This window comes from Pseudomonas sp. PD9R (assembly GCF_019200975.1).
Classification (GTDB): domain Bacteria; phylum Pseudomonadota; class Gammaproteobacteria; order Pseudomonadales; family Pseudomonadaceae; genus Aquipseudomonas.
Window position 1 is genome coordinate 68,960 of sequence record NZ_JAHTMR010000001.1, and the last position, 14,882, is coordinate 83,841.

A 14,882-nucleotide genomic window follows, 5' to 3' on the forward strand; every position below is an offset into this window, starting at 1 on the left:
TATTGGCAGCTTTCTATTGGCAATAGCCGTGGCAGGCAGTGTTCAGCTTAGCCTTGTCTGTTGCTTGAGAGTCAGTGAAATCTGCACAGTTCACCGGCAAAAGAAAACCCGCACAAGGCGGGTTTTTTTTCAGGCAGCTTGCAGTTGCCGATCCATCGACTCGATGCATTCGCGCATTTGCTCACGGCACTGGGCAATCAGCATGGGCATGTCATCCAGGCTCAAACCTGCTGTTGGAATGGCCGGCAAAGAACGGATCAGAATTTTCCCACTGCGCCAGCGGTTCAATCGCATGTGTTTGACGTAACTGCTGACACACACCGGCACGATCGGCACCCCGGCAGCAATCGCCATCTGGAACGCGCCTTTCTTGAATGGCAGCAACTCTTCACCCAGATTGCGTGTGCCCTCCGGGAAGACCCAGATCGAGGTGTCTTCGTTTTGCAGCGTGTTGGTCGTGGTCAACATCGACTGGCGCGCCTTCTGCGCATTACCGCGGTCAATCAACACATTACCGGCGAGCCAGAACAACTGACCAAACAGTGGCACCCATTTCAGGCTTTTTTTGCCGATGCACACGGTACGACGAGGCACGACGTTGCCGAACACAAACAGATCGTAGTTGGACTGGTGGTTGGCAATGATCACGCAACTGTCTGGTTTATCCATCAACGGCCCGACGTCGGCTTTCACCCGCAGACGCAAAATGCTCATCGCGGGCCATGCATAAAGGCGTGCGCACAACCGGCTGTTATCCGGATTGAACGGGCGGCAAAGACCGAGCATCACGCCCAATACGCCTGCCAGAATAAAGTGCAGGCCCATCAATGACATACGTAAAACAAACAGCATTTTCAGGCCCCACCGGGACAAAAGGTGGCGCAGTGTACGGATGTGCACTGTTTTCAGCAATTGCCCTTATATAAGTAGAAGATGGCCGATGTTTAAGCACATGTTTCCGACTGTTAGGTCAGCGGCGTTCTAGAGCGGTTACAGGCTTTTCAACAGCGCGCGTACGAAAAAGCCCGACACGACGGTCGGGCTTTTCGGTAATGCAGCGTGGGGCCTAGCCCATATGCTGCTGGTCCTGAATGATTGCGTTGTCCAGAGTATCGAGCAGCGCTTTGCGTACTTTCAGTTTGGTGTTCTTGTGGGCTGTCATGTTGATCTTTTTCAACTGACGAGCTGCCGCCAGCGCGGCGCCCTGCAATTCTTCGGCCGACACCACCACATCAAGGAAACCTGCGTCCACGGCGCTCTGTGGATTAAATATCTCCCCGTTGATCACCGAGCGATGGAACGCCGCCTTGCGCAGGCGATCTCGCGCAATCTCGATACCAGCGTGATGCATGGTCATGCCAATCTGCACTTCGTTCAGACCAATACTGAAGGGGCCGTCGACGCCGATGCGGTAGTCCGCGGACAACAGCAGGAATGCTCCTTTGGCCACCGCATGCCCAGGGCACGCCACGATCACCGGAAACGGATGCGACAACAGGCGGCGGGACAGCGTCGAGCCGGCAGTCACCAATGCCACGGCTTCTTTAGGGCCGGACGTCATTACCTTCAAATCGTAACCACCGGAGAGCATCCCGGGCGTACCGGTAATGATCACCACTGCGCGATCAGCCACCGCCTGATCCAGCGCAGCATTAAACGCCACAATCACGTCCGGGGAGATGGCATTCACCTTGCCATTGCTCAAGGTCAGGGTCGCGATACCGTCTTCGAGATGGTAGGAAATCAACTCACTCATGACGCTATTCCTTTCAGTAAAGTAGGGCAGACGTTACCCACCGCCACAAGCCAGGTAAAGCGCCGTGACTGACTCGCCAGTCACCCTTTGGCCGCTCACCGGGCCTCGTCCGCCACACCCGCCGTGGATTGCCTTCTATATAGAAGCGGGCGAGAAGCCGGAGAATGGCCGTTTTGCCATTACCCTGAATGACTTGAAACGCTCAACCGAGTTAACCACCTGAAAATTCTCAAAAAAATGTTTGCCATCAGAAAAGCTTTCGACTACATTAGCGCGCCTCGACAGACAGAACATGTTTGAAGAGATACGGTGAAGTGTCCGAGTGGCTTAAGGAGCACGCCTGGAAAGTGTGTATACAAGAAATTGTATCGAGAGTTCGAATCTCTCCTTCACCGCCAAATTCGATGTAAACAAAACCCCTGGTTTCGAAAGAAACCAGGGGTTTTGTGCATTCTGGCACCTGATTTTTGGACCCGCGGTGTTGTGCTGGGGCGCAAGGGCTCCACAGGACCCTTTCTTTTCGAAGAATCTCAGGGCAAATAAGGTTGGGGTCGAAATTTCTTACTTTGAAAGGGGACACGTCCGAAGCGGATCGGGGGTTACGCTTGAATCCATGCACGCCGCACCGGATGCGCCAGGAGTCAACGGAATGGAACCACGAGTCGTTAAACTTGAGACACATGTCGAATATATCCGTCGCGAGCTTGATGGTTTTCGTATGGATGGTCGCGAGCACCGCAATGAAACCAGATATGAATTTCGTATTATGTTCAGCGCATTGATCACCGCAACATTGGCGTTGGCTGCCATCGGGGCAAAAGGTTTCGGTTGGCTGTAGTCCAATGAATCTCTGCTCGGGGCAGATGTGGGGCCAGCAAGAACCGACGTTGAAATGAGGTTCTATCCGTTGCCATGGCCACTTCCAGTTGCCTGTTAGACTGCCCAATCCCCTCGAATGGAATCGACACCATGCCCCATCTTCTTGCTCTCCCGCGCAATGCAGCCCAGCCCATCGCTGCTGTATTGATGTGCGTCATATCATCGTTCGCCAGCGCATCCACCCCCGCAACCGTTCCCGACGCAGCAGCCAGCGACCCTGAGAAAATGGGCTGGATGATCGGGTCGCCACCCCCTGCTGACCGTACCGTGCGATTCGAAGACGGGAGCTATTTCAAGTTCCCGGCAATGCGCTGGAGCGTCTCGAACTTCCGACAACTCATGCCAACGATTAACGTGTCACGGGGCCTGGGTGCACCTGTGCCGTTGGAGTCCGCGCCGCGCAAAGACATCGATGCCATCAGTTTCGTCCCGATCGGCGCGAAAACCCCCATGACCTGGGAGCAATCTCTCGCCGCGACTTATACGGACGGGATTGTGGTGATGCATCGCGGCAAGATCGTTTACGAACGTTACTTCGGTGTACTGAAACCTGATGGCCAGCACGCCGCAATGTCGGTCACTAAATCTGTGATTGGCACATTGGGCGCGATGCTGGTGGCAGAGGGGAAAATTGACGCGAGCAAGCGGGTTGCCGATTACGTACCCGAGTTGGCAGATTCCGCATTCGGCAGCGCGACGGTGCGACAGGTGCTCGATATGACGACCGGACTTAAGTACAGCGAAGACTACGCGGACCCAAACGCCGAGGTCTGGGCCCACGCAAAAGCTGGCAGCCCTTTGCCCAAACCCAAGGACTACAGCGGGCCACGCAGCTACTACGATTTTTTGCAGACGGTGCAACCGCTGGGTGAGCACGGCAAAGCGTTCGCTTACAAAACGGTCAACACCGATGTATTGGGTTGGGTCATTTCACGCGCCACCGGGCGCAACGTCGCGCAATTATTGTCGGAGCGAATCTGGAACCGGTTGGGGGCTGAGCAAGATGCTTATTTCACCGTGGATTCGATCGGTACACCCTTTGCCGGTGGTGGTTTGAACACTGGCTTAAGGGACCTGGCGCGTTTCGGCGAGATGCTGCGTAACGACGGAAAGTTCAACGGTCAGCAAATTGTGCCCAAAGCGGTGGTTGATGACATCCGGCACGGCGGCGACAAGCAGGTGTTTGCCCAAGCGGGATATGAATTGCTCAAAGGCTGGAGCTACCGATCGATGTGGTGGGTGACGAACAAAGAGGGCGGAGCATTCATGGCGCGCGGAGTCCATGGGCAGCGTATCTACGTAGACCCGAAAGCCGAGATGGTGATCGTTCGTTATGCATCGCACCCGGTTGCCAGCAATTCGGCCAACGATCCGGTGACCTTGCCGGCGTTCGAAGCGCTGGCTCAGCATCTGAACAATTAGAGAATTCAACGATCACGACAACGACCACTGAAAGTGTCGCGATGCCTGTCGTCGGTACGACGGTCATGAGTTTTGGCTCGGGCCATTCGTCGGGCATTGGGAAAACTGAATTACAAGTCCAGTAATGACCGGCTAGTCTCAAAAAAGCTTGGTGATCGGTATTTTTAAGGCAAAGGGCTTGCCGGTATCGATTCCGCATTTGAGAGGGGTGAAGAGATGACTGATCCGTATATCGAGGATGACGGGGCGGAGTTTCCGATCAACAATTGTGTGCAGTGTGGCCAGACGGCATATGTTGCCAGCTTCGGGGAGGACCAGACCGAAGTCGGCAAGATCAAATCCAAGGCACGTCGAGTGCTGAAAGCAAAATTTTTACCCAGGATAGCGGCACCCGTCAGGAAGTGAATGGACCCGTAAGCAGACCCCGTCATCGAACGGGGTTTTTTACGCCCGGAGAAAAAGGTGTCCGTATATTTAGCCTGGGCTGACTTCACAAAGTTTTCACAAGACCCTACGTAGGCTCAACTCATCCGTTAGAAAGCAACAACCTGCCCGTTCCCCAGCGGGCTTTTTTTTGTCCGCCATAAAACCTTTTCCATAATCGCTGTCCAACCGTCGCCAACAACGAGGTTGAGCGCGCGCATGTCTGGACTTTGTCGCCACTAAAGCATTCAATCTCGACCCTTTTGATTTTCATCCCTTTTTTGAGGTTTTTGTCATGCGTTTCACTCTACCTGCACTGGTTTTGGGTCTTCTGGTTACTCAAGGTGCAATGGCTGGCGACGGCACTGCCGCAGTGGGTGGTGGTTTGGGCGGCGCACTGGGTAACGTTGTGGGCCAAAGCATGGGCGGCAGCACCGGGGCTGCGATTGGTGCTGGTGTAGCGGGCGCAGCGGGCAGTGCCGTTGCCGCCAAAAAAGGCCACCGTACAAGCGCAGCCATTGGTGGCGGAGTTGGTGCGGCCGGTGGTTCGGTGATCGGCAACAGCCTCGGCGGCAAGACCGGTTCCACCATCGGCGCAGGCTTGGGCGGCGCATTGGGCGGCGGCGTAGGCAGCAACCTGGCCAAAGGTCACAAGCGTCACTGATCCAGATCAATCCCTTCGAAAAGCCCGGCTCGATGCCGGGCTTTTTCGTTTATGAACGTTTTTCTCTGTGGCCCCTCGAATTTATATATTCCTGAAGAATACGAGGCCGGCCATGACTTCGAAAAAAGACTCACGGGCTCTACGTTTGACGTTGCCTTTGTTGGTTCTTGGACTGTTGCTCGCACCGGTGGTGATGGCGGCCGGTGATGGTACGGCGGCGGTGGGCGGCGGTCTTGGTGGTGCACTGGGCAACGTAGTGGGTGGGAAAATGGGTGGCAGCACGGGCGCAGCGATTGGTGCCGGTGTGGGTGGCGCGGCAGGTAGCGCAGTCGCCGCCCCCAAGAACAGTCGCACCGAAGCGGCGGTTGGTGGCGGATTAGGATCGGCTGGCGGCTCGGTCGTCGGCAACAGTCTTGGCGGATCTACCGGTTCAACTATCGGCGCCGGCTTGGGGGGGCGCCGCGGGCGGTGCGGTCGGCAACAATCTGGGAAGCGACAATGGCAGCTCGCATTCCGGTGGTGGTCATAAACACAAGAATAAACACAGAAACAAGCATCATTGATTCGATATGGCGCAACTCCATAAACTCCTGAACAAATCGAGGTATTGCCATGACTCCGGAAACCGAAGGCAAGGAAGAAAAAGGCCCGAGCGGACTGCCGTTTATTAATGATCCTGGCAATGAGGATCCGGGTTCTTTGATGGACGATGCGACGGTGCCGCTCAATGATTCGGATGATGCGGGCGATGTGGGAAATATTGAGTTTGAGGATGAGGACGAAGATGACGGCTAAGCCTGATTGTTTTAATCGACCGACTGTCTTCGTGATCGAACGTGTGCATTGCCCATGCCTCGAAATCTCTGGGCCTGCATTTCAGGCCCGCTGAGAGGTGCTAAATGAACGCTGATCCGAAAAACTCCGACGATGACACTCCGGAATATCCACTACCTTCGCCAACAGATTCTCTTGGGCGCGATCAACGTCCGCCCGATGATGAGAGGGGAGTGGAGCAGGTTCCCAGCGAAGACACTGACGTTGAGGCGTACCCGCGAGACCCCGACATTGCCGGGGAGGATGGTTCTGGCGAACCGAGTTGATGGGTGTCCGGCTTGTATTGCCGCTCGTCGTTTGAGCGGCAACCTTGAAAAGTAGCTGCTGCCAAAGTTAAGAAAGCGACTTTGAAGTCGGTGCCCCATGCTCAGGTCAAAATTGATGGCCTTGTCGGTGGTTGAGTTGTTGTCTGTCAGTTATCTGTCAGTTAACTGGTGGCATTTGCGGGCAGCGGTGCGCCAGTGGATAAAGGCGGGATGCCGCCGTCTACGGAGATGAACGCAGGTTCGGGGCCGTAGAATGCGCTACCGCCGGGCAGTATTGGGGATTCTAGTGGGAGTAGTAATAGCACGGGGGCGGGAAGTGAGTCGAAGAGCGGTGGGAGTTCTATGGGAGTAGCGCTGGAGAGGCTGGGAGTTCGGGTGGAAGTGGTGGTAGTACAGGAAGTGCAGGTGGTGGAACGGGTAGAGCGGGAGGGGGCAGTTGCGGATAACACGGATCAGATGAGGGATTTAAGCCCAGAGCCTTTTTGGGCTTATATGTGCAGATGTATGGAGGTAAGTAAGTGTTATTCTGTGGTTTTCATGATTTATTAAATATTAGTTGGAAATAGCGTTAATTTTTCAAATGTTAAATTTATAATAGCAGGCAGTTCTTCTGTGTAGTTGTATAATTCTATAAGTACTATTGATCCACAGATTTCGATTACTGCGGCACCATTTTTATCAATGGTAATTAAGGTTCCAGTTAAACTGATACGGTCTCCGCTTACTGCCAGTGAAGCTATGTTTTCGAGTGACAGGCAGGCATTTTTCCCCCAGTAAAATTCTTCATTTATATCAAATTCAATATTATAGTTTTCACCCGTCTTCGGAGGATTAGCGTTCCAGACTGCTATTGCTGCACCGCAGTCGGTGGAGAAAGCCACCTTAATTTCTGGATCAGTAGTTACAATATTATTTATTGTTATTAACATTTTTATTCTTCGGTAGTGGGACGCGAATAACTGTGTTTTCAACGTTCATTACGTTGTCCTGTAGCTGGAGTATCCATTTTTCTTCATGATAGTGATGTTTGGTTGGGCTGCTGCCCATCTCATGAGCTCCATAACGGATACTCCTCTTTCCATCCACAGAAACCAATCTGTCAGGATCGGGATCTTTTGTTCGTGGGTGGCTATTTGTATAGGGTCCTTCCCCCAAAAATTCTTCCCATTTATTGGTGGCATCCTGCGCTTTGACTGGTTTGTTTGCAGTGACCTCTTCTTCGTGTCCCCTTTGAGGCACATCACGTGAGACATGCGGGATCTTAGGATCTCCTTCATCAACCGTCGCCTTCCCCGCCGGATCCTTCTCCCCTATCACCGGCTTCTTACACCCACCCCCACCAGGGCAATCATTCAACCCCAACGGATCCACCCACCCCGTCGGGTTCGGCACATACCGATAGGCATTCAACCCACCCGCCAGCTTCACCGGATCCGGCGTCAAATAGCGCCCGGTGTCCGGGTGGTAATAGCGATGCCGGTTGTAGTGCAGGCCGCTTTCGGCGTCGAAGTATTGGCCCTGAAAGCGCAGCGGTTGTTCGAGGGTTTCACCGCCGTCGTGGCTCAGTTGGCGGACTTTGCCGTAGGCGGTGTACCTGGCCGACCACACGATTTCGCCGCCGTAATCCGTCAGTTCCTGCGGGGTGCCGAGGTGGTCGAGTTGGTAGTAGAACGGGCAGGCCTTTTTGGGGCCTTGGCCATCGAGCAGGGCCAGCGGGCGGAAGCTGCCGGGGTCGTAGACATAGCTGCGGTAGTGGCTCGGACTGCTTTCGGCGACGAGTTGGTCGCCTTGCCAAAAAAAGGTGGTGGTCTTTCCGTCGACGGTTTTACCGATGCGTCGGCCGAAGGCGTCGTAGCGGTAGGACGCTTGGCGACCGTCGGGTAGGGCAATGCCGATCAGGCGGTGCTGGCTGTCGTAGCGGTAGTCGGTGATGGCGTGGCCGCGGCGTTCGCGGATCAGGTTGCCGTAGGCGTCGTAGTCGTAATGACGATCGCCGTGGCGCCGCAGGCGGTTGCCCTTGAGGTGCCACGGGCCGGGGCGGTCGTGGATCAGCAGGTTGCCGGCGGGGTCGTGGCTGAAGTGTTCCGGGGGTTGGTCACGGGCGTGGCGCACGTGGGTCAGGTGGTCGAGCGGGTCGTATTGGTAGCGGCGTTGACCGTGGCGGCTGTCGGATATCTGCAGGAGATTGCCGTTGGCGCTGTAGGCATAATCGCGGCGGTACAGCGGACGCTGCTGTTGGCGGACGGCATGGGCCTGTAAACGGCCTTGATCGTCGTAGGCGTATTCGCTCAGCAGTTGACCTTGTTGACGGTTTTGCTCTCGGCCACCGACAAAGGTATGAGTCGTCAGCCGCGCACCGTTGAGGTCGATCGCCGTCAGTACTCCGCCCTGGGCACGGTGGTAATCGAGTTTGCTGTTGTCCGGCAGGCGCAGGTGCTTGAGCTGGCCGCAAGCGTCGTAGCCATAACGCAGCGTGCCCCAGCCCTGATGCTCGGTGATCAGCCGGTCGTGGGCGTCGTACTCGAACTCCAGCGGATGCTCCTGGCCGTCGGCGACGCTGACCAGKCGGCCCAGACTGTCGTAGCGGTAGTCGACCTTGACCCCGTCGGGCARGGTYTTGACCAGTAGACGCCCGGCACTGTCACGCTGATAAGCCGTGACCAACTGCGAGCCGTCATCGCCAAACTCGGTTTTCTCCAGCAACTGATTGTTCAGGTCGTAGGCATACGCCGTGCGTCGGCCATCGAAGCCGGTTTCCTGTCGGATCAAGCCACCGGGCGTGTAGTCCAGCCGATAATGTTCGCCGGCCTCGTTCTCGATCTCTGTGAGCAACAGCTGCGCGTGGTCGTAGCGGTATTTCAGCTCGCTGCCGTCGGGGTTGATTCGCCGGCTGACCCGGTGCAAATCATCGGCGTACTCGTAGCGCGTGACGCGCTCCAGTTCATCGCGTTCGGCGGTGATGCGTCCGTAGGCGTTGTAGCTGAAGGTGCGACTCGCCCCTGTAGGAAAYGTTGTTTGCAGCAGTCGGCCAACGGCGTCCCASTGRTAACSCGTGAGYGCRCCGTGTTCGTCCTGMAASGTAGTCCGCCGCCCCAAGGCATCGTAGGCATACTGCCGGCGCSCRCCGTCGGGCARGGTTTCTTCSAGCAGTTGCCCRAGGCCGTTCCACACCCACACATGCCGGCTGTGGTCCGGRTAACGGATCGCCAGCAGTCGGCCTTTATCGTCGTACTCGTGATAGGTGCTTTGGCCGTCCGGGTCGATCAGCCAGGTCACATCGCCCTGGGCATTGCGYTGRTAGGTCCACTTGGCCTGACCGCGATACCGCGCATGCAGGAAACCGTTGCGGTACTCGTAGGACGTCGGCTCGTCCTCGGGYGGAATCAGCGCCACCAGCCGTCCGACTTCGTCGTARCGGTATTCGGTCACCGCGCCGAGCGGGTCCTGCTCGGCRATSARSCGGCCCTTATCGTCATACGCCTTGAGCCGTTCCCCACCGTCRGCCTCGACCCGCCGCACCAGCCGCGCCTGTTCRTCGTGGACGTAGGTTTCTTCACTGCCGTCAGCGTGTTTGAGCAGCACATTGCCGTCGTCGCCCCAGGTGTAGCGCGTGTCCATCTGCGCAAACGAGGCCCAGTGACGAATACAGCGCGCCGCCTTGCCGGACTGTTCCCACGCCCAATAGAAACTCGCACCCCCGGCCAGTTGCCGCTGCAAAATSACCTGCTGCTCGTCGTAGTCGTAGCGTTCGCKTTCCTCGGCGGCGTTGATCGCTTCGATCAGCCGGCCACGCGCGTCGTAGCGGTAGCTCACCAGCGTCTGCTCGGTGYGCCAGGCCGGWGCKAAATTSTCGGCAGCGTRAAAACGTTGGTAGTCGACGGCGATCAGGTGCTGGCGGTCGTAACGCAGCAACAAGCAACGCCCGGCACCRTTGTCGAGGCGCTGGATGCGCCCGGACAAATCGCGTTGCACGGTCAGACGGTTGCCATAGGCGTCGCTGATCGCCGTCAGACGTCCGGCCACAAAGTGATAGAAACGCGCCGCCTCACCGGCCAACGCCACGATCAATTCTTCCGGCGCGTCACCGAGGTAGATCGCCGCCCGCGACAGGCTGTTATGGATCACCGGGCGCGCCCGGCTCGGCAGTGGAAACGGCGTGCGACGGTTTTCGTGATCGATCCAGATCACTTGGTCGSCGTCGATCTCCAGGCGATGGGCCAGCGAATGGCTCCAGCCAAACCCCAGGCCGCCGTCGAGTTCCACGGCGCTGGTGCGATAGAGGCGGGTGAACTCGAAGGGCAGCAAGCCGTCGAGCACGCCGTCGGTGAGGGTCAGCAGTTCTTCGCCGGTGACCATCGACACCGGGCAGCCGTGGGTGGCGGTGCGGTCTGAGGTATCGGCGCTGTCGCCGTTGGGGTTTTTTGCCTGTTTTGCAGCGTCGTCGTGGTGTTCCTGTCGGCTCAAGCGCGTACTGGAAGCTGACTTGTTACGAACAATGGCGACCGGGTTGCCCACCACTTCCGTCGCCCCCGCCGCGCCGATCAGCAACGGAACAGCGGGCGCGGGCCTCGTTGATGCGCTTCGGGCATTCACCATCAACGGTTTGAGCGCGCCGGCATGCGCAGTCAGGTCAGAGCGGGACGTGAGTTCGGCCAATCGCAAAAACGCAGCAGCCAGCCAGCGGCGTGCGCGCTCGGACTTGATCTTGCTGAGCACTTTGACGCTGATGCCGAGCTTTAAACCTGCAGGGCCGGTCAAACACGCCAGCAGGAAACCTATCAGCAGCTCCGTTCTGATCTCCGCCACGACTTCTGCGATGTGTTGCGGCGGCAACATTCTCAGCCAAGTGGCGAAAGCGGCCAGATGTATGAACATCAACGGTTCGTCACTCAACACCAGCAACAGATTGGCGATGGCCTCGGCTGAAGCGTTCAGCAGCGTTTCAAGTTCACTTTGCGTCAGGTACTCAAGAAGCTTCGCGCTGTTGCCCTGGAGGTCCGCGATCAGCTCGTATACCTGCTTTACCTCATCCCACAAACCGAACAGCGAATTCTCGAAGCCACGCCAGTCTGCCCGTTGCAGCATGCCGTAGCGTTCAATGAACTCAGCCTCGGAAAACCCCGCCCACAGCGGTTGAAACTCGGTTGCCCACTCTTTGCGCAACCATCCCTCCAACTCGCCGAGGACGCTCTGATAGGAGTCATAAAGCGCTTTGACGTGACCCGTGGTGACATTGGGAAAAAAGGTGATGCGGTAACGATTGCCGCGCCAGCAATCGGGGATTTCCAGAATGCCGCTCGGGCCGATGGTGTGGTGAACAGGTTCGCCGAATGTCGGTCCGTCCGCGCCTTCGGACCGCAATGGTTCGAGCATCACCGGTGTATTGCCAATGGGTACGAAGCGCGCGGCTTCGAACATATGCACCAGTGTCAGCGGGCCGCTGGCGGGGCACGCGGTGACGGTGGAGCTGACGGCGGTGGACTTCTTCGGCGCGGTAAGACGAACTTCGTTGCCGACCGTGAATACTTGTTCGACATCCAGCGCCCTGCCGGTCCAGAAGCTTTCCGCCCACAACTCGTAATCGTTGAGACAGAGCCGGAACTCGGTGAGCAGCATTTCGACGTCCGGTTGCGCCGAATTCATCGCAGCGACCACCAGTAAACCGATGTTGTTGTTCAGGGCCAGCAGCTTGTCAGGATCGAACATTCGCGGTCTTTCGCCTGGATGAAGAGAGGGCGCGAAACTCTGCGGCGAATCAAGGAAGAAAGAAGTCGGGAAAGGTGGTGTTTGGTGTAGGGCAAATCGTTAATTCTTCGCCGTCACCTCGGCTCGGGTCGGGTTCTCGCCGTTGCTCTATGTCATCTGCGCTCGCTATGCTGCTGAAACATTTAATCAACCACGAGTCGGCCGTACATGAGCCGCCTGCGATGTGGTCAAAAACGGATCAATGCGATGAGTGCACCGCTGAAGGCGTTCGGCCCGATCAAGGCCGTGATTTTCGACATGGACGGTTTGCTGCTGGACACCGAGGGCATCTACACCGAAGTCACGTCCCAGATCGCCCGGCGCTATGGACGGACTTTCGATTGGACCATCAAGCAGAACATCATCGGGCGCGGCGCGGGTGATCTGGCGCGCTACGTGGTCGATGCGCTGGATTTGCCAATCAGTGCCGAAGAGTTTCTGGTGATCCGCGAGCCGTTGATGCGCGAGCGTTTTCCTACAGCGCAAGCGATGCCTGGCGCACAGGAACTGGTCCGGCACCTGAAAGCCAACAACATTCCCATCGCGGTGGGCACCAGTTCATCGAGTCAGTCATTCGGCCAGAAAACCACGTTGCATCGTGATTGGTTCGCGCTGTTCGACATCATCGTCACAGCCGATGACCCGGAAGTCGGCGCGGCCAAACCGGCGCCGGATATCTTCCTGACAGCTGCGCGACGCCTGGGTGTTGCGCCTGAAGATTGCCTGGTGTTCGAGGACTCGCCATTTGGTGTTACGGCGGCGAAAGCGGCGGGGATGACGGCGATTGCGATTCCGGATGCAGCGATGGCCGACGAAAAATACGCACACGCCGATGGCATTCTTCGTACGTTAAAGGCGTTCAAGCCGAGTGACTGTGGTTTACCGGCGCTGGAATGGGCGTGAGATGAAAATGTGTGAGTGACAACGCCCCTGTAGGAGCTGCCGAAGGCTGCGGTCTTTTGACTTTGCTTGTGTAAGCAAGATCAAAAGATCGCAGCCTTCGGCAGCTCCTACCAAAACGCGTTTAACGCATCAGGCGCCGAAACCACCGTCGATGGTCAGGCTTGCACCGGTGATGTAGCCGGCCTCGGGGCCGACGAGGTAGGCGACGAAACTGGCGATCTCGTCGGCTTTGCCATAACGCCCAACGGCCATCAACGGAATCAGGCTGTCGGCAAAGTCACCGTCGGCGGGGTTCATGTCGGTGTCGACCGGGCCGGGTTGCACATTGTTGACGGTGATACCTTTTGGCCCCAGGTCGCGGGCCAGGCCCTTGGTCAGGCCGACCAGCGCTGATTTACTCATGGCGTACGGGCCGCCGCCGGCGAAGGGCATGCGGTCGGCGTTGGTGCTGCCGATGTTGATGATGCGACCACCTTCGGTCATGTGTTTGGCTGCGGCCTGAGTGGCGACGAACACGCTACGCACGTTGATGGCCAGGGTCTGGTCGAAATCCTCGAGTTTGAAATCCTCCAGTGGTGCGACGGCCAGCACTCCAGCGTTGTTAACCAGGATATCCAGCCGACCAAAGGCTTCCACGGTAGCGGTCACGGCACCCCGAATGGCTTCGGCGTCGGCGCTGTCAGCCTTGATGGCGAGGGCTTTGCCGCCGTTACTGATGATGCTGTTTTGCAATTCTTCGGCCTTGGCCGTGGAGCTGACATAGGTAAAGGCGACTGCCGCGCCTTCAGCGGCCAGGCGTTTGACGATGGCGGCGCCGATGCCGCGGGAACCGCCTTGAATCAAAGCCACTTTGCCGCTGAGGTTCTGAGTAGTCATATCGATCTCCAAAGTCCCGAGGCGAGATGTCCCGGTTGATGGAGCCTAGTATCGATTCAGGATTACAGGCTGTGTAGACGGTAATTGCGATAGTCTGTGTAAACCAGAAGTTTATAGTGGCGCCTATGGAAACCTTCAGCAGTATCGAATGCTTTGTGCGCAGTGCGGAGGTCGGCAGCTTTGCCGAAGCCGCGCGACGCCTGAGCCTGACCCCGGCGGCAGTGGGTAAAAGCGTCGCCAAACTTGAAGCACGGTTAGGTGTGCGTCTGTTTCAGCGCAGTACCCGCAGCCTGACGCTCACGGAAGCTGGTCAGCTGTTTCTAAGCGAGGTGAGTGCCAGTTTGCATACGATCCAGAATGCAGTGGCCAATCTGGCCAGCGCCGAGGGACGTCCGGCGGGGACGTTGAAGGTCAGCATGGGCACGGTGTTCGGGCGTTTGTACATTGTGCCCATGCTCGGGGAGTTTTTGCGGCGCTTTCCGGCGATCAATCCGGACTGGCATTTTGATAACCGGCAGGTCGACCTGATTGGCCAGGGGTTCGATGCTGCGATTGGTGGTGGATTCGAACTGCCCCAAGGCGTGGTTGCACGCAAACTGACCCCGGCACATCGCGTGTTGGTGGCCTCTGCTGATTACCTGGCTGCGCGTGAGGCAATTGTCGAGCCGGACGATCTGAAGCTTCACGACGGTATCCTTATTCGCTCGCCGCAGACCGGTCGGGTGCGTTCCTGGCAGTTGACCAGCCGCCATCAGCAACACAGCCCGTTGACCCTCAAAACGCGAATGACCATGAGCGATTCGGAAGCGGCTTGCGCTACCGCTACCCAGGGTTTGGGCGTTGCACTGGTGAGCATGCCGTTCGCCTCGGGTTACCTGGAGGCCGGGACGTTGCAGCGGGTATTGCCGGATTGGTATGTCGACGACGGCAATATTTCTATCTATTACGCCGAGCACAAACTGCTGCCGGGCAAGACCCGGGCGTTTGTCGATTTCATCATTGAGCAGTTTGCGGAGCGGGGGCTGGGGCAAAGGTTTAGTGCTTTTTGAGTTTGGCTTGAAACCCAATTGCGGCCTTCGCGGGCAAGCCGCGCTCCTACAGAGGATTCGTGCCG

At 57.3% G+C, this 14,882-nt stretch carries 14 protein-coding genes, 1 tRNA gene and 1 pseudogene; 11 read left to right on the forward strand and 5 right to left on the reverse strand.

Features of this window, described 5'->3' with window-relative positions; translation table 11 throughout:
- Positions 1-129: 129 nt before the first annotated feature.
- Both KUF73_RS00330 and KUF73_RS00335 read right to left on the reverse strand, forming a co-directional pair.
- Entirely contained in the window at positions 130-852 is a 723-nt protein-coding gene (locus KUF73_RS00330) for a 1-acyl-sn-glycerol-3-phosphate acyltransferase (RefSeq protein ID WP_218436070.1), read from the reverse strand.
- Positions 853-1,066: 214 nt separating this feature from the next.
- Positions 1,067-1,756, reverse strand: a complete 690-nt coding sequence (locus KUF73_RS00335) for a crotonase/enoyl-CoA hydratase family protein (RefSeq protein ID WP_218436071.1) — start codon at positions 1,754-1,756, stop codon at positions 1,067-1,069.
- 64 nt (positions 1,757-1,820) lie between these two features.
- Between KUF73_RS00335 and KUF73_RS00340 the strand changes: the two genes are divergently transcribed.
- From KUF73_RS00340 to KUF73_RS31255, 9 genes and pseudogenes are all read left to right on the forward strand, one after another.
- Entirely contained in the window at positions 1,821-1,979 is a 159-nt protein-coding gene (locus KUF73_RS00340) for a hypothetical protein (RefSeq protein ID WP_218436072.1), read from the forward strand.
- Positions 1,980-2,064: 85 nt separating this feature from the next.
- Positions 2,065-2,154 (forward strand) — tRNA-Ser (locus KUF73_RS00345).
- A 251-nt stretch (positions 2,155-2,405) separates the two neighbouring features.
- The gene (locus tag KUF73_RS00350; protein ID WP_218436073.1) at positions 2,406-2,594 is read left to right on the forward strand and encodes a hypothetical protein; all 189 of its coding nucleotides are present in this window, start codon (positions 2,406-2,408) and stop codon (positions 2,592-2,594) included.
- 188 nt (positions 2,595-2,782) lie between these two features.
- Complete coding sequence (locus KUF73_RS00355) at positions 2,783-4,057, forward strand: serine hydrolase domain-containing protein (protein WP_371135399.1); 1,275 nt, start codon at positions 2,783-2,785, stop codon at positions 4,055-4,057.
- A gap of 216 nt (positions 4,058-4,273) precedes the next feature.
- Positions 4,274-4,462, forward strand: a complete 189-nt coding sequence (locus KUF73_RS00360) for a hypothetical protein (RefSeq protein WP_218436075.1) — start codon at positions 4,274-4,276, stop codon at positions 4,460-4,462.
- Between the two features lie 313 nt (positions 4,463-4,775).
- Positions 4,776-5,144, forward strand: coding sequence for a bacteriocin (locus KUF73_RS00365; protein ID WP_218436076.1), 369 nt, complete (start codon positions 4,776-4,778; stop codon positions 5,142-5,144).
- Between the two features lie 112 nt (positions 5,145-5,256).
- A pseudogene (locus tag KUF73_RS00370) lies at positions 5,257-5,707 on the forward strand (glycine zipper domain-containing protein).
- A gap of 49 nt (positions 5,708-5,756) precedes the next feature.
- On the forward strand, positions 5,757-5,939 hold the full coding sequence (locus KUF73_RS00375; RefSeq protein ID WP_218436077.1) for a hypothetical protein: 183 nt from the start codon (positions 5,757-5,759) through the stop codon (positions 5,937-5,939).
- Between the two features lie 104 nt (positions 5,940-6,043).
- Entirely contained in the window at positions 6,044-6,244 is a 201-nt protein-coding gene (locus KUF73_RS31255; protein ID WP_256345249.1) for a hypothetical protein, read from the forward strand.
- Positions 6,245-6,789: 545 nt separating this feature from the next.
- Here the strand turns inward: KUF73_RS31255 and KUF73_RS00380 are convergent.
- A complete protein-coding gene (locus KUF73_RS00380; protein ID WP_218436078.1) occupies positions 6,790-7,173 on the reverse strand; it encodes a hypothetical protein in 384 nt (127 codons plus the stop codon).
- Entirely contained in the window at positions 7,154-11,950 is a 4,797-nt protein-coding gene (locus KUF73_RS00385) for an RHS repeat-associated core domain-containing protein (RefSeq protein ID WP_218436079.1), read from the reverse strand. Before KUF73_RS00385 ends, KUF73_RS00380 begins: the two co-directional genes overlap by 20 nt.
- A gap of 246 nt (positions 11,951-12,196) precedes the next feature.
- On the opposite strand from KUF73_RS00385, the gene KUF73_RS00390 reads away from it, so the two are divergent.
- Positions 12,197-12,892 carry an HAD-IA family hydrolase gene (locus tag KUF73_RS00390; RefSeq protein ID WP_218436080.1) on the forward strand — a complete coding sequence of 232 codons (696 nt, stop codon included), beginning with the start codon at positions 12,197-12,199 and terminating at the stop codon, positions 12,890-12,892.
- A 129-nt stretch (positions 12,893-13,021) separates the two neighbouring features.
- On the opposite strand, the gene KUF73_RS00395 is transcribed toward KUF73_RS00390, so the two are convergent.
- Complete coding sequence (locus tag KUF73_RS00395) at positions 13,022-13,768, reverse strand: 3-oxoacyl-ACP reductase family protein (protein WP_218436081.1); 747 nt, start codon at positions 13,766-13,768, stop codon at positions 13,022-13,024.
- Positions 13,769-13,893: 125 nt separating this feature from the next.
- Between KUF73_RS00395 and KUF73_RS00400 the strand changes: the two genes are divergently transcribed.
- Entirely contained in the window at positions 13,894-14,817 is a 924-nt protein-coding gene (locus tag KUF73_RS00400; protein ID WP_218436082.1) for a LysR family transcriptional regulator, read from the forward strand.
- Positions 14,818-14,882: the final 65 nt, after the last annotated feature.